The following is an 18,974-nucleotide window of genomic DNA, read 5'->3' as shown; positions in this document are numbered from 1 at the left end:
CGGCAGGTACGTCGCCGGTCGAAATCGGTCGCGCGGTCAGTTCTCGAGCTCTGCGGCGTCGTCGATCCGCATGGAGCCCAGCTTCTCGACGGTCTCGTCGAGCTTCTCGTCGAGCTCGTCGACGAACTCGTGGGTTCGCTCCGTGGTGATCGCGCCCTGACTGGACGGCTCGATGAGGTTCTCCTCTTCGAGGACCCGCAGCGAGTACCGAACCTTGTGGTGCGGGTAGCCGGTCTCGTTCGACATCTTCACGATGCCGATCGGCTCGTTTTCGATGACCATCCGCAGGACCTGAAGGTGGCGTTCCAGCATGTCTACCTCCTTCTCTAGTCGATCTATCATGGCACATGTTAACTCGTCATGCCCCCGTTTAAAAGTTGCTGTCGGCGGCCGGGGACGCCCGGTTCGATCGCTCGCTTTCACGTGGGAGTAGTTAACGTGTTCGATCGCAGCACGCCGGAGGGAGACACACACGCGGCGGGCGAGCGCGCTGGAACCGACAGGCGAACGCGCCGAAACCGGCAAGCGGCGCGACGCCGAGAGAATACACGAACGAGCGCATTCTCAGCAAAGAAGATATTTTCCGATCCACGTCCGTGCCTGTCGCGCGGTCGCAGACCGTAATCGGTTTTACCCCCCGCCGGGAATCGGCAGGTCGTATGACACTCACCATCGTCGGCTCCCAACTCGGCGACGAGGGCAAGGGCGCGCTCGTCGACCGGTGGGGAGGGGACGCGGACGTCGTAGTCCGTTATCAGGGCGGCGACAACGCCGGCCACACCGTCGTCGAAGGCGGCGCGGAGTACAAGCTCTCACTGGTTCCGAGCGGCGCGGTTCGGGGGACGGTCGGCGTCCTCGGGAACGGCTGCGTCGTCAACCCGAAGACGCTGTTCACCGAGATCGACGACCTGCGCGAGCGGGGGCTCGAACCGGACGTACGCGTCGCTCGCCGGGCGCACGTCATCATGCCGTACCACCGCGCGCTCGACGGGATCGAAGAGGAGGTCAAGGCCGACGACGACGCCGGCGAGGAGGTCGGCACTACCGGCCGCGGTATCGGCCCGACCTATGAGGATAAGGCCGGCCGCCGCGGGATCCGGATCGCCGACCTGCTCGACCCGGAGACGCTTCGCGAGAAGCTGGAGTACGCCGTGCCGCAGAAGCGCGCGCTCGTCGAGGACGTGTACGGGCTCGACCTCGACGACGCCGAGCCGCAGCGCGCCGAGGCGTTCGACGTCGACGCGCTCCACGAGGAGTTCGCCGCGATCGGCGAGCGACTCGCCGACGAGGGGATGACCGTCAACTGCTCCGACTACCTCCACCGGCGCCACGCGGCGGGCGACGAGATCCTCTTCGAGGGCGCGCAGGGCACCCACATCGACGTCGACCACGGGAACTACCCGTTCGTCACCTCGTCGAACCCGACTGCCGGCGGCGCGGCCGTCGGCTCCGGGCTCGGCGTCACTAAGGTCGGCGCCGGCGAGGTCGTCGGCATCGTGAAGGCGTACCTCTCGCGGGTCGGCGAGGGGCCGCTCCCGACCGAGCTCGACGGCGACGCCGACGAGGAGGCGCTCGCCGACGAGATCCGCGAGAAGGGCGGCGAGTTCGGGACGGTCACTGGCCGGCCGCGCCGGATCGGCTGGCTCGACCTCCCGATGCTCCGTCACGCCGCGCGCGTCTCCGGCTTCACGGGCGTCGCGGTCAACCACGTCGACGTGCTGGCCGGGCTCGACGAGCTGAAGGTGTGTACGGGGTACGAGCTCGAGGGAGAAACGCTCGACACGGTACCGACCACGACCGACCGATGGGAGCGCTGCGAGCCGATATACGAGACGCTCGACACCTGGGAGGAGTTCGATTCCTCGGCGGTCGCCGAGGCGGGCTACGACGCCTTACCCGAGGCGGCCCGCGACTACCTTGAGTTCCTCGCCGCCGAGATCGACACGCCCGTCTACGCCGTCGGCGTCGGGCCCGACCGCGAGGAGACGGTCGAGCTGACGAACCCGTTCGAGGAGTAGCGTCGCTCCCGGGCCCGGAGCCGACCGCCCCACGCGACCGATCACCGCGTGCGAACGGCACTAGCATCCGGCCGAGACTTTTCAGGGGTGAACGCGAACCGCCGACATGGCCCGGCCCTCCAACGGTCCGTCGGACGAACCGTCGTCCGCGCCGGAACCGATCGTCGAACGGACGTTCTCACACCTCCCGCGACTGCTCCCGCTCGCGCTCGTGCCGCTCGTCACGACGATTTTAAACGCGAGCGACCTGCTGGCGGCGTCGCGGACGGACGGGATCTCGGTCCGGGCGTCGTTCCCCGTCTACCGGTACGACCTCTGGAGCTTCGTGGAGGCGCCGACCGGCGGCGGCCTCTCGGTCGCCGTCCCGTTCGGCACCGTGGAGTCGGTCGTGCTGTTCGTCCCGCTGCTCGGCGCCTACGTCGTCGTCTCGGGCGCGCTGAGCGCGGGCTACTTCGGCGCCATCGCCGAGGGGATCACGACCGGGCGGTTCGACTTCGCCGCGGGCGTCCGGCGGTTCGGCGTCCGGATGATCCTTCTCGAAGCCGTCGTCCTCGTCGCGCTGGCGGCCGCCTTCTTCCCGCTGCTCGTCGTTCCGCCGCTGTTCGTGGCCGCCATTCTCGCGGCGCTGATCGTGGCGTACCTCTACTTCCCGACGGTGTATGTCCTCACGCTCGAGGACCGCGGGATTGAGTCCGCGGCCCGCCGGGCGCGCGAACTCACCGCCCGCCACCAGCCGCTCGGGTTCTTCCTCTTCGTCGCGGTCGTCACGGCGGTTTGTTCCGTCCCGTTGAGCCTCCTGACGCGCGCCGGGCCGCCCGGCGCACTGCTCGCGGCGGTCGTCGCTGCGCCGCTGGGGCTCGCGTTCAACGTCGCGACCGCGCTGAAGGTCGCGCAGATGGCCGACGTTGAGACGATCGAGTAATCGCTCAACAGGAGGAACCGGCCGGTCTACTGCGGGTCGACGCCGTTCAGCGCGGCGCGGTCCTCGTCGGTGAGCGTCAGGTCCGCCGCCGCGAGGTTGGACTCGAGGTGGTCGACGCTCGACGTGCCCGGAATCGGGAGCGTCACGTCGGAGTGGTCGAGCAGCCACGCGAGCGCGACCTGCCGAGGCGTCGCGTCCCGACGCTCGGCGACCTCGTCGAGCGCGTCCGCGGATTCCTCGTCGTCGACCACGTACATCGGTCCCCACGGGATGAAGCCCACGCCCTTCTCCTCGCAGGCGGCCAACACGTCCTCGTCGTCGCGGTGACCGACGTTGTACCGGTTCTGGACAGTAGCGATATCGACGATGTCGGTGGCGGTCTCCAGCTGTTCGACGGTGACGTTCGAGAGGCCGACGTGCGTGACCTGCCCGGTGTCTTTCATCTCTGCGAACGCGTGGATCGACTCCTCGAAGTCGGTGTCGGGGTCCGGGCGGTGGTACTGGTAGAGGTCGATCGTGTCGGTCCCGAGTCGGTCGAGGCTACACAGCACCTGATTCTTCAGGAAGTCGGGGTCGCCGTGGGGGAGCCAGTCGCCCTCGCGGTTGCGGAGCAGGCCGGCCTTCGAGGCGACGACGACATCGTCGGGGTCGCCGAGCGCCTCGCCGATGAGTCGCTCCGAGACGCCCGGTCCGTAGGAGTCGGCCGTGTCGACGAAGTCGACGCCGAGGTCCACGGCTCGTTGGAGGACCTCCTTCGCCTCTCCTTCGTCGTCGGGGCGGCCGATGATGTCCTCGCCCGTGATCCGCATCGCGCCGAAGCCGAGGCGGTTGACCGTGAACTCGCCGCCGATGTCGAACGTCTCGCTCCCGCTGGTGTTCGAAGCCATGGCCGAGCGATCTCGCGCCACGGTGAAAGCCGTGGGGATGGCGGAAGGGGACGCGTCGCGGCCGTGGCGAGCGCGACGCGCGGTTCGCCCGTGTTGCGCCCGTCGCTACTCATAAACCGTCCCCGCGTAATCTAAGGGTATGGACGCCGAGCGCGAGGTACTCGACGTGTTGGCGCGGAACGCCCGCGAGGACATCGACGACATCGCGGCCCAGACGGGCCTCGACGCGGACGCGGTAGCGGACGCGATCGACGCGCTGGAGGCGAAAAGCGTGGTTCACGGCTACCAGGCCGTCGTCGACTGGGACCGCGTCGACGAGGGGAAGATCCGCGCGGTCGTCGAGATCAACGTCGAACTCGACCGCGAGACGGGGTACGAGCAGGTCGCGGACCGGATCGCGAAGTTCCCCGCGGTCGACGCCCTCCACCTCGTCTCGGGCGACTACGACTTCGCCGTCGAGGTGCTCGGCGAGAACATGCAAGACGTCTCCGAGTTCATCTCCGAGCAGGTGGCGCCGATGCCGGAGGTCACCCAGACGGTGACCCACTACATCATGGAGACGTACAAGGACGGCGGGATCCGGTTCGAGGACGGCGACGACGACGACCGTCTCTCCGTGTCGCCATGAGACTCTCGGACCGGGCGCGCACCCTCCCGGAGTCAGGGATCCGGAAGTTCTTCGAGCTGGCGGAGGCGCGCGACGACGTCATCTCGCTGGGGGTCGGCGAGCCCGACTTCTCGGCGCCGTGGACCGCCCGCACCGCCGCGATCGACTCGCTCGAACGCGGGAAGACCTCGTACACCGCGAACCGCGGGATGGCCGCGCTCCGCGAGCGGATCGCCGACCACCACGAGCGCTACGACCAGTCGTACGAGCCGGAGTCGGAGGTCTTGGTCACGACCGGCGCGAGCGAGGCGGTCGACCTCGCGTTCCGCGCCTTGGTCGACCCCGGCGACACCGTCGCGGTCCACGAGCCGACGTACATCTCCTACGGGCCCGGGATCGAACTCGCTGGTGGCGAGCAGCTGACCGTCCCCACTCGCGCCGCGGACGACTTCGCGCTCACGCGGGAGTCGCTGGAGGCGGCCGGCGCGGCCGAGGCGGACCTCTTGGTCCTCTGTTACCCGAACAACCCCACGGGCGCGACGATGACGGACGAGGAGCTGGCCGAGGTCGCCGCGTTCTGCCGCGACGAGGATCTCCGGGTGGTCGCCGACGAAATCTACGCCGCGCTCACCTACGGGACCGACCACGCGTCGATCGCCACCCAGCCCGGCATGCGCGAGCGCACGGTCGTCGTCAACGGCTTCTCGAAGGCGTACGCGATGACCGGCCTGCGACTGGGCTACGCGCTGGGCCCCGCGGAGGCCATCGACGCGATGAACCGCATCCACCAGTACACGATGCTGTCGGCGCCGACGACGCCGCAGTACGCGGCCATCGAGGCGCTCGACCGCTGCGACGACGAGGTCGCGGAGATGGTCGAGGAGTACAACCGCCGCCGGCGGCTGGTCGTCTCCCGGTTCAACGAGATGGGCCTCGACACGTTCGAGCCGGGCGGCGCGTTCTACGCGTTTCCGGAGTGCGGCGGCGACGACGAGGCGTTCGCCGAGGAGCTGCTGGAGGCGGAGGGGGTCGCGGTCGTCCCCGGGTCCGTCTTCGGCGAGGGCGGGGAGGGGCACCTCCGCGTCTCGTACGCGACCTCGATGCGCGAACTGAAGGCGGCGACCGACCGGATCGCGGCGTTCGTCGACGGGCGCTGACGCTCGGTTGCCGTCCGAGCCCAACAGCAAACGAGCAACTCCTTTCGAATTTGTTTTCGTTCGCCAACGATTATCACACTCGACCATGATCGTCAGGGCATGGAGTTCCAGCTAACCGACGAGCAGAAACAGCTCCGCGAGGAGGTACGGAAGTTCGCCGACGAGGAGATCCGACCGGTCGCGACCGAGTACGACGTCGAGGAGGAGTATCCCCACGAGGTGATGAACAAGGCGGCCGAGATGGGACTGTTAGCGCCGCACGTCCCGGTCGAGTACGGCGGGATCGGCTACTCCTCGCTGGAGAACGCGATCCTCACGGAAGAGCTGTTCGCGGCCGACCCCGGGATCGGGCTCTGTATCTCGAGCGCCGGCTTCGGCGCGGAGGCGCTGATGGAGTTCGGCACGGAAGAACAGAAAGAGCGCGTCCTGCCGGAGGTGACCGCGGGCGACGCGGTGATGGGCTCGGCCATCTCGGAGCCGCAGGCGGGGTCGGACGTGACCTCGGTCGCGACGCGGGCGGAGAAGGACGGCGACGAGTGGGTGATCAACGGCTCGAAGATGTGGATCACGAACGGCACCGTCGCCGACTACTTCGTCGTCGTCTGCGAGACGGACCCGGACATCGACGACCGCTACTCCGGCTACTCGCAGATCCTCGTCGAGGGCGACCGCGACGGGCTCACCCGCGACAAGATCACCGGCAAGCTCGGGATCCGCGCGAGCGACACCGCCGAGCTACGCTTCGACGACGTGCGAGTCCCCGAGGAGAACCTCATCGGCCAGCGCGGGATGGGCTTCCTCCAGCTCATGCAGTTCTTCGACGAGACGCGCACCGCGGTCGCGGCGCAGGGCGTCGGCATCGCTCGCGGCGCGGCCGAGCGCGCGCTGGAGTACGCCGAGGAGCGCGAGCAGTTCGGCCGCTCTATCTCCGACTTCCAGGCGATCAAACACAAGCTCGCGGAGATGCACACGAACACCGAGGCCGCCCGCTGGCTCACCTACCGCTCGGCGTGGGCCGTCGACAACGAGGCCGGCGACCTGACCGCGCTCGCGTCGATGGCCAAGGAGTTCGCCTCGCGGACCGCAGTAGAGGTCGCCAACGAGGCGGTCCAGGTCCACGGCGGCGCCGGCTTCGTGAACGACCACGACGTCGAGCGCCTCTACCGCGACGCGAAGATCACCCAGATCTACGAGGGGACCACGGAGATCCAGAAGAACATCGTCGCCCGCGAGCTGCTGGGCGACGGGATGTGATCCCGGAGCGACCGAAGCGGCTTGCCGCCCGCAACCGGTACGTAAAAACTCTCGCCGGACGTACGATCGCGTCATGAGCGACCACGCGGACGCCGAGCGGGTCGACGAGGGGGACGCCGATCCGGACGACGGCGTGCCTTTCGAAGCGGGCGACGAACCGGACCCGGAGGGGCGTCTCAAGCGCCAGCGCGACGACCTCCAACTGCTGAACCAGGTGATGCGCCACGACATCCGCAACGACCTCCAGCTGGTGGGCGCGTACGCCGAGCTGCTCGACGACCACGTCGACGAGGAGGGCGCGGAGTACCTCGAGGTGATCAAGCGGAACACCCAGAGCGCCGTCTCGCTCACCACGACGGTCCGCGACCTCGCGGAGGTGATGCTCCGGGAGGACGCCGATCCGAACAGCGTCTCCCTCGGCCGGGTCCTCTCACAGCAGGTCGAGGAGGTCCGGTCGGCGTACTCGGAGGCCGTCTTCACGGTGGAGGGATCGTTCCCCGAGGCGTCGGTCGTCGGCGACGAGATGCTGAGCTCGGTGTTCCGGAACCTCCTACGGAACGCGGTCCAGCACAACGACGAGACCCCGCCGAAGGTGACGGTGACGGCGTCCGCCGACGAGTCCGCGGGCGCCGCCGAGGTGCGGATCGCCGACAACGGCCCCGGGATCCCCGAAGACCAGCGCGACGAGGTGTTCGGCAAAGGCGAGAAGGGGCTCGACAGCCCGGGCGCCGGGATCGGACTCTACCTGGTGCGGTCGCTCGTCGAGATATACGGCGGCGACGTGTGGATCGAAGACAACGAGCCGAAGGGCGCGGTGTTCGTCGTCAGGCTCCCGCTCTGCGAGGGGTGACGCCTCGCCGGAGCTGGGGGGCGATCAAACAGAGCGGCGCAGTCGGCGCGCGCCGCTGAGCCGACGTCCGCGGCGGCGTCAGCTCAGGAGGCTCTCGCCGTCGAACGCAGCGTCGGCGTCGACGTCCAGCAGGTCGAGGACCGTCGGCGTCACATCGAAGAGGTTCGCGTCCGTCAGGTCGAGATCGGGGTCGGTCGCGTACAGAAGGGAGTTCTCGAACTTGTGCATCCCGTTGCGGGGGCCCTCGGTGAACACCGCCTCCTTGCCGGAGAACCCGGACTTGAGGTCGAAGCCGTCGGCGGGGATGACGACGAGGTCTGGGGCGATGTCGTCGTGGTCGCCGTCGAAGGCGGTCTCGCCTTTCACGATCCGCTTGCACACCTGCCGGCCGTCTGGGCCGGTGAGCGATTCGAGGTCCTCGATGAGCGCCTCCCGCGTCTCCTCGTACTCGGACTCGGGGACGACGCCCTCCGGCTCGCGGCCCTCGAGGTTGAGGTAGAAGCGCCCCGGGATAAGCGAGTACGCGCGCGCCTCGTCGTCGATGTCGGTGAGCGAGTCGTGGTCGTCGTCCGCGTACGAGAGCCACCCTTCGTCGGCGAGGAACTGGTTACAGTTCACCTCCCACTTCAGCTCGGTGAACCCGTGGTCGGAGGCGACGATCAGGGTGGTGTCATCGTCGAGCGAGTCGCGGATCTCCCCGATATACCCGTCGAGCCGGCGGTAGAACTCGAGGAACTCCTCGGCGTACTCGCCGTCGTTGGCGTAGTCGCCGAACAGGAAGTGGTTCACCCGGTCGGTGCTCATGAAGACGCCGAAAAAGAGGTCCCAGTCGTCCCGGTCGAGGTAGTGGGAGAACGCCTCGTACCGCGCGTCGAGGGTCGCGTGCGCGTTCTCGATGAACTCGGTCTTGTCGTCGTCGTGGCCGAGCTTGGCGTTGACGTCGATGCGGTAGTCGAAGCCGTCGAGCGTCTCGCGGACCGACTCGTCGCTCGCGGCCGACTCGAGGTCGGGAGAGAGGAACCCGGAGACCATCCGCTGGACCCGCGTCGACGGCGGGAACGTGACGGGGACGTTGAGGACGGTCGCGTCGCGGCCGGCGTCGGTGACGCGGTCCCACAGCCGGGTCGCCTTCACGTGGCGCCCGAGCGGGACGTACGTCTCGTAGGAGTCGCGCTCGCGGTCCTGGAAGCCGTACACGCCGGTGGCGCCCGGGTTCACGCCGGTCGTGAGGCTCGGCCAGCACGCGCTCGACTCCGGCGGAACGATGCTCTCTAACCGCCCGCCGGAACCGGTCTCGGCGATGGCGGTCAGGTTCTCGAAGACGTCGGGGTGGTCCTCGACGAGGTCGAGCGGTACGCCGTCGATCCCGAGGAAGACGACGCGTTCGTCGTCGTCGCCGCGGAGGCGGTCGAACAGACCCATGTCGGTTGATTTCGGGGCAGTTGACATATCCCTTGTGTTCCGACGATCCCAGAGCGGTGACGGCCCCCTGACCGACCGGCGGACTCGCGTGCCCGATTCAGAAGGACTATTTCCCTTCGCGGCGACACATCCGGCGTATGAGTGACGACTTCCCGGCGAGCGTCGACGTCGATTACACCGACGGCGAGGGCGAGACCCCGGATGACTACCCGTCGATCCAGCACAAAATCGAGAAGGCGGTCGAGGTGACCCGCCGCGGGCTCGAACAGTACGACAACCCCGCCGTGATGTGGACCGGCGGGAAAGACTCCACGCTGACGCTGTACTTCATCAACCAGGTCGCCGAGGAGTACGGCTACGAGAAGCCCACCGCAGTGTTCATCGACCACTTCCAGCACTTCGATTCGATTACCGACTTCGTCGAGCACTGGGCCGACGAGTGGGAGATCGACCTCGTGTACGCCCGCAACGAGGACGTCGGCGCCTACGTCGAAGAGCACGGCCTCGAACCCGGCGACGACATCCCCGTCGACGCGCTCTCGGAACACAACCAGCACCACATCCGGGAGATCCTCGAGTTCGAGGAGGACTCGTTCCCGTTCCTGCTCGACACCTACGTCGGGAACCACCTGTTGAAGACGGTCGCGCTCAACGACGCCTTAGAGGAGTACGACATCGACGGCGTCATCTCGGGCGTCCGCTGGGACGAGCAGGAGGCCCGCGCCGACGAGACGTTCTTCTCGCCGCGTCACGACCCCGACCTGTTCCCGCCCCACGACCGCATCCAGCCCATCCTCCAGTTCGCCGAGGCCGACGTGTGGGACGCCTTCTGGAACTTCGTGGTGCCGGACACCGTTGAAGCGTTCCCCAATGAGGGATACATCCCGCAGGCCGACGACGACCTCCCCGAGGGCGTCACCCAAGAGGACATCCCCATCTCGCCGAAGTACTTCGCCGGGTTCCGCTCGCTCGGCAGCGAGGTCTCGACGGAGAAGACGACCGAAGAGCCCGCGTGGCTCCAGAACCTCGAGGACACGACCGAGCGCGCCGGCCGCGCCCAGGACAAGGAGGACCTGATGGAGCGCCTGCGCGACCTCGGCTACATGTAACTGCGCGCTCGAGACGCGACCGCTCCGGGACAAAGCCTTTTTCAGGAACCGTTCGGTCGACGGTCTCCCGACGCCGAACCAATCCCCGGGATACTTGGTAGCGGTTCCCGCTCGAATCGCTTCTGGATTGAATTCACCCTATTACCGCTACCCCACCTTCAGTAATAGTTCATAGAATTGTGTACGCAATACATTTTTGTCTGCGTCGCACGTGATCGCGAATAGCGGCCGGAGCCGTTCCGGAGCGATCGAGGGACGACCGACCGCCCGCTCGAGAGATGACAGATCGAACGCCCGACCGACGAAAGCGAGTGTATCACCTCGGCAACCGCCCGCATCGAGAAACGCTCACGCCAAACAGATGATACGTGTACTTCTCACCGGAATCAAGGAGAACCTCATCTACGTCGTCGTCGCCTCGCTGGTCGCCGGGCTGGCCGTCGGCCAGGTCGCGGGACCGGAGATGAAGGGAGTCCTCCGGGCCGCGGTCGTCCCGATTCTGTTCCTTATGATCTACCCGATGATGATCAACATCGACCTCCGGGAGGTCGTCAACGTCCGCGACCACGCCGGTCCAGTGGGGCTGAGCCTGCTGATCAACTTCGGGGTGGCCCCGCTGTTCGCGGTCGGCCTCTCGCGGGGGTTCTTCGGCGGCGATCTCGAGTACGCCGTCGGGCTGTACTTCATCGCGCTGATCCCGACATCGGGGATGACCGCCGCGTGGACCGGACTCGCCGACGGCGACCTCGAGGCGGCGCTGGTCGCGATGGCGGTCAACCTGTTAGCGGCGATCGTGATCCTCCCGGCGTACCTGTCGGTGCTCGTGCCCGCCGACGTCGGGTTCGATCCCTCGACGCTGTACCGGCAGCTCGCGCAGGTCGTCGTCGTGCCGATGATCGTCGGGAACCTCACGCGACGGCTGTTGCTCCGTCGCTACACACGAGAGGGGTTCAAGCGCCTGAAACCAGTGTTCGGCGGGCTCTCGTCGCTCGGAGTGATGCTGATCGTGTTCGTCGCGATGACATTGCGGTCGGGCCAGATCCTCGCGGATCCGGTCGCGTCGGCCGGAACGATCGTCCCGCTGGTCGTCTTCTACGCCGGCGTCCTCGGCGCCGCTGCGCTCGCCGGACGGACGCTGCTTGATCCGAGCCGCGGCGTCGCGCTCGTGTACGCGACCAGCATGCGAAACCTGTCGATCGCGCTGGCGATCGTCGTCGCCGCGGACGCGGTGCCGTCCGGCGCGGTGCTACCGATCGCGCTGGCGTACGTCATCCAGCCGCCGCTGGGCGCGGTCTACATGCACTACCGGCGCGATGTCGTCGGTGAGGGACTGTCACTTCGCGAGGCGGTCGGACGGATCGGCTCGGGGTGAGCGTCGGAACTCATAAGTTAATATAGTGTATAGTGTACAATACAATGTCTGGTGTCGCGATCATCGGCGGCGGTCCGACCGGACTGAACGCGGCCATCTACACGGCCCGCGCGGACAGGCGGACGCTCGTGTTCGACGACGGCGGCGGAACGACCCGAGACGTTGATACGATGGAAAACGTCTACGGGTTCCCGGAGGGTGTTACAGGTCCAGAGCTCGTCGACCTAGGGCAGGAACACGCGCGGAAGTACGGTGCCGAGGTCGTCGAGGAAGAGGTCGTACGGATCGAACCCGACGACGAGCGGTACCGCGTCGAGACGACGGTCGACGAGTACGCCGTCGACGGGGTGATCATCGCGACGGGCGCGGACTACGAGCGGCCGGCCATCGCGGACGTCGAGGCGTACGAGGGCCACGGCGTCTCCTACTGCGTCGAGTGCGACGCGTACTTCTACCGCGACAGTCCCGTCGCGGTCGTCGGCACCGACAACTACGCCGCGACGGAGGCGCTGATGCTGCTCGACTACACCGACGACGTCCGGATCCTCACCAACGGGTCGCCGTTCGAGGCCGACGAGGCGCTCAAAGAGCGAGTCGCCGAAGCGGAGATCCCGGTGGTCACCGACGAGCTCGACCGACTCACGGGCGACGAGGCCCTCGAAGCCGTCGTGACGAAGGAGGGTGGAGAGATCCCGGTCGACGGGCTGTTCGTCGCGTTGGGCACCGCCGGCGGCACCGACCTCGCGGAGATGCTCGGCGTCCCCGTCGACGGCGACGACATCGTTACCGACCCCGACCAGTCGACGCCGGTCGATCGGGTGTACGCGGCGGGCGACGTCACCGGCGGCCACCAGCAGATCGCGACTTCCGTCGGCGAGGGCGCCCGCGCGGCGATCAACCTGCTCGAGGAGCTCCGCGGCGCCGACTACATCGACTACAAGAAGCTGGATTCGCAGCCGGCCTGACCGGTTCGTTCGCCGAGGGGCGCCCCGGCCTCGTCGGCTCTGTGGCCCCGGCGGTGTACGGGGAGACGGAGGTACCGAACCGACGCTCGGATCAGCGACCGCCGTCCCCCGCCTCGCCGACTGCCGCGGTGAATCCGACCTCGCGCAGTCGGTCCGCGAGCGGGAGCCCGATCCCGGACGCCGGCGTCAACACGCCGCCGTCGAACGGGGAGTCGACGTCGCCGCGCGCCAGACACACCGCGGACTCGCCGAGCATCCGCGCGGTCGCTCCGTACCCGGGATCGCGGTCGGCACCGAACTCGGCCTCGACCGTGAACGGGCCCTCCGTGGCCGTCCCCCGCCCGAGAACGCGAATCTGGAAATAACCCTCCTCAGCCTCCTCTCGCGTCGGACCCTCGCCCGGGTCGGGGAAGACGTATCGACGGAGCGCCGAGCGCAGCGGGCCGACAGACATGGCCGCCGTGAACGCGCCGAGACCGCCGGCGACGACTCCCGCCGTCGCCGCGCCCCGCAGGCCCTCGCCGGTCGGAACGACCTCGCTACACCGGAACTCGCGGCCCCACGGGTAGCCGAGGAGCGCGTTGCTCCGCCGCACCACGCGCTCGTTTACCGGCGCCATCGGCGAGGGGGCCGTCCACGCCCCTCGAAGCGGATCCCTTCGCGGCCGCCGCTGCTGGCCGGGATCGACGCCGCTCCGCTCGCCCGCGGGGGCCAGCGAGTAGGGGTTCCGAAGCGTCTCCCGCGCGAGGGGGTCGGTCGCGGCCGCCTCGAACAGCTCGCCGAAGCTCGCGAGCGTGCCGCCGCTGACGCTCCCGCTGCCGCCTTCGAGGTAGATCCGTACCGTCTCGCAGGGCGCGCCGAACGTCTCCGCCGCGAACGACTGGACGAGCAGCGTCCCGATGTCGGCCGGCACGGAGTCGAAGCCGCAGCTGTGGACGATCCGGGCGCCGGAGTCGACCGCGGCCTCGTGGAAGCGGTCGACCGTCTCGCGCACCCAGTTCACCTCGCCGGTGAGATCGCAGTAGTCCGTCCCGGCGTCGACGCAGGCCTCGACGAGCGGCGTCCCGTACGCCGTGTACGGGCCGACGGTCGTACAGACGACCCGCGTGTCCTCGGCGATGGCTCGCAGGCTCTCGGGGTCGGTCGCGTCGCCAACGACGACCGGCACGTCGTCCCACGCGTCGCTGCGGCGGGTGAGGTCGTCGACGAGCGCGTCGAGCTTCCCGCGGTTGCGCCCGCCGACGGCCAGCGAGAGCTCCTCGGGGGCGTACCGCTCGGTGAGGTACTCGGCCGTGAACCGCCCGGCGACCCCGGTCGCTCCCCATACCACGACGTCGTGTGTCCGATCGGCGTCCGTCATTCGGTGGTCGCTACGGGCCGCCGGCGCTAAACTGGTGGGGTCGCGATTCCGGCGGCCGGGCGAGCGAGCGCGGTCGGGCAAAAGTGCGATCGACGCCGCCTAACGCGCTACCTCTTTATATGCTCAGCCGCAACGACCGGTATGCCAGTCGGCACTCGGTTGTCACTACAGCTCGCGGACTTCGGGACCCGATCGCTCGTCACGCACGCGCTCATGGCGGTGGGGTTCGCGGGAGCGGTCGTCTCGGGGCTGTTCGTCGAGGGACAGGTGGGAACCATCTCGATGGCGGCGTTTATCAACTTCACCGCCGGGCTGTGGATATCGCAGTCGATCCACTCGCTCGGCAACTCCGCCACCGACGAGGAGTACCAGGGCGTGCTCAAGGAGATCTTAAACCGTGTCTAGTGAGCCCGGAATCGACACCGGCCGATTCGGGCGGATCCTCGCGCTCGTCGGCTTCGTTACGACCGTCTTCCTGTTCCTCACGGCGCAGCGACTATCCGGTGACGCCTTCCAGATCGGCGCCGTCGCCATCGGAATGGTCGGGCTGGTCACCGCGATTATCGGCTTCCTCGTCGCCGCCGGCAGCGCGGTCGACGCGTCCTGACCCCTTCGAACGCACCCGCTTCGGTCGGTGAGAACGACGCTACGAGCGGTCGTCCGGCAGCGCGCCGGAGAGGAGCCCGGGGACGCCGAGCCGTTCGAGCGACTCGCGGGCCTGCTCCGTGTGTTTCCGTCGCTCCTCGGGTTGGCTCGCCGCGAGCGTTTCCAGCCTCTCCGCGATCCGGTCCTTTTCGCCGCCGAGATCGGCCATTCCGAGACCGACGGCGAGTAGATCGAACGCGTCGGCGGCCGAGATTCGAACCCGTCCGTCCGGGTCGTCGAGCGCGTCGAGCAGGAACGAGACGTACCGTTCGCGCTGGTCGGCAATCGCGTCCCGAGACGCCTCTTCGACGTCCAGCGCGTCGCTGCCGCCGGGGTGGCGCTCGACGCCGGGATACGCCTCTCGTAGCGTTCGGACGACCGACTGGCGGACGTACCCGTCCGCCGCGTTCTCGAAGACTGGACGGCACGCGTCGAACAGGTCGTCGTAGAGCCTGAACTGCGCGGTCGCGTCGAGGTCGCTGAGGTCGTCGATGAGACGGTTCGTTCCGTCGCTGTCCGCGGCGGCCAGCGTCTCCGCGATCGCGTCCGGGTCGGGGCTCATGTTCGTCGGATCGGCGCCGGGGTTGAAAACAGGTCGGGCGCGACTTGCCGGTGACGCTCACGCGAGGCATTCGTCGTGCCACGGCGCGCGCATGGCGACCGGCGGTCCCGACCACGAACGCTGGTCACTCGTTGTACGATTCGCACACCAGCTCGACGCCCTCTTCGAAGGAGATCTCGGGCTCCCAACCGGTGGCCTTGTGGAACGTCGAGTAGTCGGCCATCGTGTCGTGGACGTAGCCGTCGAACGGGCACTCAATGTACTCGGGGTCGATGTCCGTGCCGAGCGCGTCGTTGATCATCGCGACCATCTCGTTGAACGAGTACGCCTCCCGCGTGCCGACGTTGTAGACGCCCGTCAGCTCGTGGTCGGCCGCGAGTTCGCAGGCGCGGGCCACGTCCGAGACGTGTGTGAAGTCGCGCGTCTGGCTGCCGTCGCCGAACAGCTCGGGCGCCTCGCCGTTCGCGATGGCGTCGGCGAACTGCGCGACCGTGTTCGCGTACTCCCCTTTGTGTTCTTCGTTGCCGTTGAACCCCTGATACACCGAAAAGAAGCGCAGCCCGGCCATCGCCATGTCGTGGTGGTTGGCGTAGTACTCGGCGTAGCGCTCGCGGGCGAGCTTCGAGGCCTCGTAGGCGGTGTGCGCCTCCACGTCCATGTCGACTGGCGAGGGCTCGGTACGACTTCCGTAGATGGAGGAGGTCGAGGCGTAGACGACGGTGTCACAGCCTTCCTTCCGGGCGCGCTCGACGGCGTTGACGAACCCCTCGACGTTGACGCGACAGCCGCGCTGGGGGTCGTTCTCGTGCATGTTCCGCGAGGAGAGCGCGGCGAGGTGGAAGACCACGTCGACGTCGACGGGGAACTCGCCGTCGACGACGGAGGCCTCGACGAAATCGACGCCGTCGTCGAGGTTCTCGGGGGTCCCAAGGTAGGTGTCGTCGACCGCGATCACGTCGTTGTCGGCCGCGAGACGGTTCGCGAGGTTCGAGCCGATGAACCCGGCCCCGCCCGTGACGAGGACGCGTTTGTCCTGCATATTTCGTTCTCGTCGGGGCATCGGGATTATCGTGTCGGTTCGGCGGCGCGCTGCGAGCCCGCCGGGGAAGCGCCCGGTATCGGCGCGAGGAATGGAGCGACTCATCACCCCGAACCGTCTTTGCGGTGGGTGGCGATGTCCGGGATATGTTCGGAACAAGCGGCGTTCGCGGTCCCGTCGGCGAGGAGGTCACGGCCGGCCTCGCGCTCGACGTGGGGCGCGCGCTCGCGACGGACGGCGCGGAGACGGTCGTGGTCGGGCGCGACGCGCGGGACAGCGGCCGGATGCTCACGCGGGCGCTCGTGGCGGGGCTCACCGAGTGCGGGGCCGACGTCGTCGACGTCGGCGTCGAGGCGACGCCCACGGTGGCGCGGGCGGTCGTCCGCGAGGGCGCGGACGCCGGCGTCGTCGTCACCGCCTCGCACAACCCGGCGCCCGACAACGGGATCAAGCTCTGGACTGAATCGGGGCGCGCGTTCGGCGAGGAGCGCAACGACCGGATCGCCGATATCGTCGAGTCGGCCGCGTTCGACTTCGCCGGTCACGACGCGATCGGCGAGCGCCGAGACGCGGAGGCGGCGACCGACGGCGACGCCCGGCGCCTCCACGAGCGCGCACTTCGCGAGTCGGTCGCGATCCCGGCCGACCTCTCCGTCGTCGTCGACCTCGGGAACGGGGTCGGCCGCGTCACCGCCGACGCGCTCCACGCGGCCGGCTGCGACGTAGAGACGCTCAACGCGCAGCGCGACGGGCGGTTCCCCGGGCGGCCGAGCGAGCCGACCGCGGCGAACTGCGAGACGGCCTGCGAGGTCGTCGCGGCGACCGACGCCGACCTCGGCGTGGTCCACGACGGCGACGCCGACCGCATGATGGCGATCGACGAGCGCGGGCGATTCGTCGGCGGCGACGCACTGCTCGCGCTGTTCGGCCGCCGCGAGGCCGACTCAGACGACCGGGTGGCGGTCCCGGTCGACACGAGCCTGCTCGTCGCCGACGCGCTCGCCGAGGTCGGCGCGGAGGTGACGTACACGCCCGTCGGCGACGCGTACGTCGCCGCGGAGGCCGCGAAGCCGGACGTCGCCTTCGGCGGAGAGCCGAGCGGCGCGTGGATCTGGCCGGACCGGACGCCCTGCCCGGACGGCCCGCTCGCGGCGTGTATGTTGACCGCGACCCTCGGCGCGGAGGGGTCGCTGGCAGCGCTGGTCGACGACCTCCCTGAGTACCCGATCCGCCGGGATTCGGTTCGGACAGAGGCGAAGTCGGCGATCGTCGAGCGGGTCGGCGAAGTCGCGGCCGCGGAGTACGACGACGTCTCGACGCTCGACGGCGTCCGGGTTGAGACGGACGCGGGCTGGTTCCTCGTGCGCGCGAGCGGCACCGAACCGTTAGTGCGGATCACCGCAGAGGCGCGCGACGAGGGGGACGCGGACGCGCTGTTCGAGACGGCGCGTGCGCTCATTGATCGGGCCGCCACGGATCTCGACTGACGCTCCCAGCCGCCGACCCCCGCCGCCGACCGCAACCGACCGATCCCCACCGCCAACTCCCGCCGCCGACCGCAGCCGATAAACCCCGGCCCGTCGTCGAATCCGGACATGTACGGAGTCGTGCTCGCGGCCGGCCGCGGGACTCGGATGCGACCGCTGACGGACCGCCGCCCGAAACCGCTCCTCCCGGTCGGGGACCGCTCGCTGCTCGAACGCGTGTTCGACGCCGCCCGCGACGTGGTCGACGAGTTCGTCGTCGTGACGGGCTACCGCGGCGACGCGATCCGCGACGGCATCGGCGAGTCGTACCGCGACCGTCCGGTCCACTACGTCGGGCAGGCGGAGGCGCTCGGCACCGCCCACGCCGTGGCGCAGGCCGAACCGGAGGTCGACGACGACTTCCTCGTGCTCAACGGCGACGTGGTCGTCGACGCGTCGCTCCCGCAGGCGCTTGCCGACGTGGGCGCGCCGGCGGTCGCCGCTACCGAGGTCGAGGACCCGCGGGCGTACGGCGTGCTCTCGACCGCGGCCGACGGCTCGCTGGCGGACATCGTCGAGAAGCCGGCGGACCCGCCGACGAACCTCGCGAACGTCGGCTGCTACGCGTTCGAGCCGGAGGTGTTCGACTACATCGACCGCACCTCCGAGAGCGAGCGCGGCGAGTACGAGATCACGACGACGATCGACCTCCTGCTCGGCGACGACCGCCGGATCGACGTGGCGCGATACGACGGCACGTGGCTCGACGTCGGGCGTCCGTGGGAGCTGTTGGAGGCGAACGAACTGGCGCTCGCGGAGCTCGACGACGAACGCGAACTCGCCGGCACCGTCGAGGAGGATGTCCATCTCCACGGACCGGTCGTCGTCGAGGAGGACGCGCGGGTCAGGTCAGGCGCCTACATCGAGGGGCCGGCGCTGATCCGCGAGGGGGCCGAGGTTGGTCCGAACGCGTACGTCCGCGGGGCGACCGTCGTGGGGTCCGGGGCTCACGTCGGTCACTCGGTCGAGGTGAAGAACTCGGTGCTGATGGCCGACGCCTCGGTCGGCCACCTCTCGTACGTCGGCGACTCCGTACTCGGCCGCGAGGTGAACTTCGGCGCGGGGACGAACGTCGCAAACCTCCGCCACGACGACGAGAACGTGCGCCTGACGGTGAAAGGCGACCGGGTCGACACCGGTCGCCGGAAGCTCGGCGCGATCGTCGGCGACGAGGCGAAGACGGGGATCAACACCGCGCTGAACGCTGGCGTGAAGCTCGGCGCGGGTGAGACCACGGGGCCCGGGGAGGCCCTGACGCGCGACCGCCCCCCCGAGTAGG

The 18,974-nt window shown here is 68.8% G+C and carries 19 protein-coding genes; 13 read left to right on the top strand and 6 right to left on the bottom strand.

Annotated features, from left to right (window positions below; translation table 11 throughout):
• Positions 1-36: 36 nt before the first annotated feature.
• Positions 37-342, bottom strand: a complete 306-nt coding sequence (locus tag F3H13_RS10165) for a hypothetical protein (RefSeq protein ID WP_004595838.1) — start codon at positions 340-342, stop codon at positions 37-39.
• 317 nt (positions 343-659) lie between these two features.
• On the opposite strand from F3H13_RS10165, the gene F3H13_RS10160 reads away from it, so the two are divergent.
• A complete protein-coding gene (locus F3H13_RS10160) occupies positions 660-2,018 on the top strand; it encodes an adenylosuccinate synthase (RefSeq protein ID WP_149798924.1) in 1,359 nt (452 codons plus the stop codon).
• A 106-nt stretch (positions 2,019-2,124) separates the two neighbouring features.
• Positions 2,125-2,940, top strand: a complete 816-nt coding sequence (locus tag F3H13_RS10155; RefSeq protein ID WP_149798923.1) for a hypothetical protein — start codon at positions 2,125-2,127, stop codon at positions 2,938-2,940.
• Positions 2,941-2,966: 26 nt separating this feature from the next.
• Here the strand turns inward: F3H13_RS10155 and F3H13_RS10150 are convergent, their stop codons facing one another.
• Complete coding sequence (locus F3H13_RS10150) at positions 2,967-3,827, bottom strand: aldo/keto reductase (RefSeq protein ID WP_149798922.1); 861 nt, start codon at positions 3,825-3,827, stop codon at positions 2,967-2,969.
• Positions 3,828-3,966: 139 nt separating this feature from the next.
• Between F3H13_RS10150 and F3H13_RS10145 the strand changes: the two genes are divergently transcribed.
• From F3H13_RS10145 to F3H13_RS10130, 4 genes are all read left to right on the top strand, one after another.
• Positions 3,967-4,455 carry an Lrp/AsnC family transcriptional regulator gene (locus tag F3H13_RS10145; RefSeq protein WP_149798921.1) on the top strand — a complete coding sequence of 163 codons (489 nt, stop codon included), beginning with the start codon at positions 3,967-3,969 and terminating at the stop codon, positions 4,453-4,455.
• A complete protein-coding gene (locus tag F3H13_RS10140; protein WP_149798920.1) occupies positions 4,452-5,591 on the top strand; it encodes a pyridoxal phosphate-dependent aminotransferase in 1,140 nt (379 codons plus the stop codon). The genes F3H13_RS10145 and F3H13_RS10140 overlap by 4 nt, the downstream gene beginning before the upstream one ends.
• A 99-nt stretch (positions 5,592-5,690) precedes the next feature.
• Positions 5,691-6,845 (top strand): acyl-CoA dehydrogenase family protein, encoded by a 1,155-nt coding sequence (locus F3H13_RS10135; protein WP_149798919.1) that lies wholly within the window; start codon positions 5,691-5,693, stop codon positions 6,843-6,845.
• A 73-nt stretch (positions 6,846-6,918) separates the two neighbouring features.
• Positions 6,919-7,695, top strand: a complete 777-nt coding sequence (locus tag F3H13_RS10130) for a sensor histidine kinase (protein ID WP_149798918.1) — start codon at positions 6,919-6,921, stop codon at positions 7,693-7,695.
• Between the two features lie 78 nt (positions 7,696-7,773).
• On the opposite strand, the gene F3H13_RS10125 is transcribed toward F3H13_RS10130, so the two are convergent.
• A complete protein-coding gene (locus F3H13_RS10125; protein ID WP_149798917.1) occupies positions 7,774-9,117 on the bottom strand; it encodes an alkaline phosphatase family protein in 1,344 nt (447 codons plus the stop codon).
• 137 nt (positions 9,118-9,254) lie between these two features.
• Here F3H13_RS10125 and F3H13_RS10120 point away from each other — a divergent pair, with 137 nt between their 5' ends.
• The 3 genes from F3H13_RS10120 (at position 9,255) to F3H13_RS10110 (ending at position 12,563) form a co-directional block, all read left to right on the top strand.
• On the top strand, positions 9,255-10,226 hold the full coding sequence (locus F3H13_RS10120; protein WP_149798916.1) for a phosphoadenosine phosphosulfate reductase family protein: 972 nt from the start codon (positions 9,255-9,257) through the stop codon (positions 10,224-10,226).
• A 361-nt stretch (positions 10,227-10,587) separates the two neighbouring features.
• Positions 10,588-11,598, top strand: coding sequence for an arsenic resistance protein (locus tag F3H13_RS10115; RefSeq protein ID WP_149798915.1), 1,011 nt, complete (start codon positions 10,588-10,590; stop codon positions 11,596-11,598).
• A 44-nt stretch (positions 11,599-11,642) separates the two neighbouring features.
• The gene (locus tag F3H13_RS10110; RefSeq protein ID WP_149798914.1) at positions 11,643-12,563 is read left to right on the top strand and encodes an NAD(P)/FAD-dependent oxidoreductase; all 921 of its coding nucleotides are present in this window, start codon (positions 11,643-11,645) and stop codon (positions 12,561-12,563) included.
• A 91-nt stretch (positions 12,564-12,654) separates the two neighbouring features.
• On the opposite strand, the gene F3H13_RS10105 is transcribed toward F3H13_RS10110, so the two are convergent.
• Complete coding sequence (locus tag F3H13_RS10105; RefSeq protein WP_149798913.1) at positions 12,655-13,923, bottom strand: saccharopine dehydrogenase family protein; 1,269 nt, start codon at positions 13,921-13,923, stop codon at positions 12,655-12,657.
• A gap of 141 nt (positions 13,924-14,064) precedes the next feature.
• Between F3H13_RS10105 and F3H13_RS10100 the strand changes: the two genes are divergently transcribed.
• Positions 14,065-14,328, top strand: a complete 264-nt coding sequence (locus F3H13_RS10100; RefSeq protein ID WP_149798912.1) for a hypothetical protein — start codon at positions 14,065-14,067, stop codon at positions 14,326-14,328.
• The gene (locus tag F3H13_RS10095; protein ID WP_026046206.1) at positions 14,321-14,530 is read left to right on the top strand and encodes a hypothetical protein; all 210 of its coding nucleotides are present in this window, start codon (positions 14,321-14,323) and stop codon (positions 14,528-14,530) included. Before F3H13_RS10100 ends, F3H13_RS10095 begins: the two co-directional genes overlap by 8 nt.
• A 39-nt stretch (positions 14,531-14,569) precedes the next feature.
• On the opposite strand, the gene F3H13_RS10090 is transcribed toward F3H13_RS10095, so the two are convergent.
• Both F3H13_RS10090 and F3H13_RS10085 read right to left on the bottom strand, forming a co-directional pair.
• Complete coding sequence (locus F3H13_RS10090) at positions 14,570-15,130, bottom strand: hypothetical protein (protein ID WP_149798911.1); 561 nt, start codon at positions 15,128-15,130, stop codon at positions 14,570-14,572.
• Between the two features lie 124 nt (positions 15,131-15,254).
• On the bottom strand, positions 15,255-16,169 hold the full coding sequence (locus tag F3H13_RS10085) for an NAD-dependent epimerase/dehydratase family protein (RefSeq protein WP_149798910.1): 915 nt from the start codon (positions 16,167-16,169) through the stop codon (positions 15,255-15,257).
• A 146-nt stretch (positions 16,170-16,315) separates the two neighbouring features.
• Between F3H13_RS10085 and glmM the strand changes: the two genes are divergently transcribed.
• Complete coding sequence (gene glmM, locus F3H13_RS10080; RefSeq protein ID WP_149798909.1) at positions 16,316-17,656, top strand: phosphoglucosamine mutase; 1,341 nt, start codon at positions 16,316-16,318, stop codon at positions 17,654-17,656.
• A gap of 108 nt (positions 17,657-17,764) precedes the next feature.
• Positions 17,765-18,973, top strand: coding sequence for a bifunctional sugar-1-phosphate nucleotidylyltransferase/acetyltransferase (gene glmU, locus F3H13_RS10075; RefSeq protein WP_149798908.1), 1,209 nt, complete (start codon positions 17,765-17,767; stop codon positions 18,971-18,973).
• The last annotated feature ends 1 nt before the right edge of the window (position 18,974 follow it).

This window comes from Halorubrum xinjiangense (assembly GCF_900102375.1).
GTDB lineage: Archaea > Halobacteriota > Halobacteria > Halobacteriales > Haloferacaceae > Halorubrum > Halorubrum xinjiangense.
Note: the sequence above shows the minus strand (reverse complement) of the source record. Positions and strands in the feature narration are given on the sequence as shown.

Bases quoted from the DNA above. Each gene is read 5' to 3' on its own strand.
- F3H13_RS10165 (WP_004595838.1), bottom strand. From the start codon at position 342: ATGATAGATCGACTAGAGAAGGAGGTAGACATGCTGGAACGCCACCTT.
- F3H13_RS10160 (WP_149798924.1), top strand. From the start codon at position 660: ATGACACTCACCATCGTCGGCTCCCAACTCGGCGACGAGGGCAAGGGC.
- F3H13_RS10155 (WP_149798923.1), top strand. From the start codon at position 2,125: ATGGCCCGGCCCTCCAACGGTCCGTCGGACGAACCGTCGTCCGCGCCG.
- F3H13_RS10150 (WP_149798922.1), bottom strand. From the start codon at position 3,827: ATGGCTTCGAACACCAGCGGGAGCGAGACGTTCGACATCGGCGGCGAG.
- F3H13_RS10145 (WP_149798921.1), top strand. From the start codon at position 3,967: ATGGACGCCGAGCGCGAGGTACTCGACGTGTTGGCGCGGAACGCCCGC.
- F3H13_RS10140 (WP_149798920.1), top strand. From the start codon at position 4,452: ATGAGACTCTCGGACCGGGCGCGCACCCTCCCGGAGTCAGGGATCCGG.
- F3H13_RS10135 (WP_149798919.1), top strand. From the start codon at position 5,691: ATGGAGTTCCAGCTAACCGACGAGCAGAAACAGCTCCGCGAGGAGGTA.
- F3H13_RS10130 (WP_149798918.1), top strand. From the start codon at position 6,919: ATGAGCGACCACGCGGACGCCGAGCGGGTCGACGAGGGGGACGCCGAT.
- F3H13_RS10125 (WP_149798917.1), bottom strand. From the start codon at position 9,117: ATGGGTCTGTTCGACCGCCTCCGCGGCGACGACGACGAACGCGTCGTC.
- F3H13_RS10120 (WP_149798916.1), top strand. From the start codon at position 9,255: ATGAGTGACGACTTCCCGGCGAGCGTCGACGTCGATTACACCGACGGC.
- F3H13_RS10115 (WP_149798915.1), top strand. From the start codon at position 10,588: ATGATACGTGTACTTCTCACCGGAATCAAGGAGAACCTCATCTACGTC.
- F3H13_RS10110 (WP_149798914.1), top strand. From the start codon at position 11,643: ATGTCTGGTGTCGCGATCATCGGCGGCGGTCCGACCGGACTGAACGCG.
- F3H13_RS10105 (WP_149798913.1), bottom strand. From the start codon at position 13,923: ATGACGGACGCCGATCGGACACACGACGTCGTGGTATGGGGAGCGACC.
- F3H13_RS10100 (WP_149798912.1), top strand. From the start codon at position 14,065: ATGCCAGTCGGCACTCGGTTGTCACTACAGCTCGCGGACTTCGGGACC.
- F3H13_RS10090 (WP_149798911.1), bottom strand. From the start codon at position 15,130: ATGAGCCCCGACCCGGACGCGATCGCGGAGACGCTGGCCGCCGCGGAC.
- F3H13_RS10085 (WP_149798910.1), bottom strand. From the start codon at position 16,169: ATGCAGGACAAACGCGTCCTCGTCACGGGCGGGGCCGGGTTCATCGGC.
- glmM (WP_149798909.1), top strand. From the start codon at position 16,316: ATGTTCGGAACAAGCGGCGTTCGCGGTCCCGTCGGCGAGGAGGTCACG.
- glmU (WP_149798908.1), top strand. From the start codon at position 17,765: ATGTACGGAGTCGTGCTCGCGGCCGGCCGCGGGACTCGGATGCGACCG.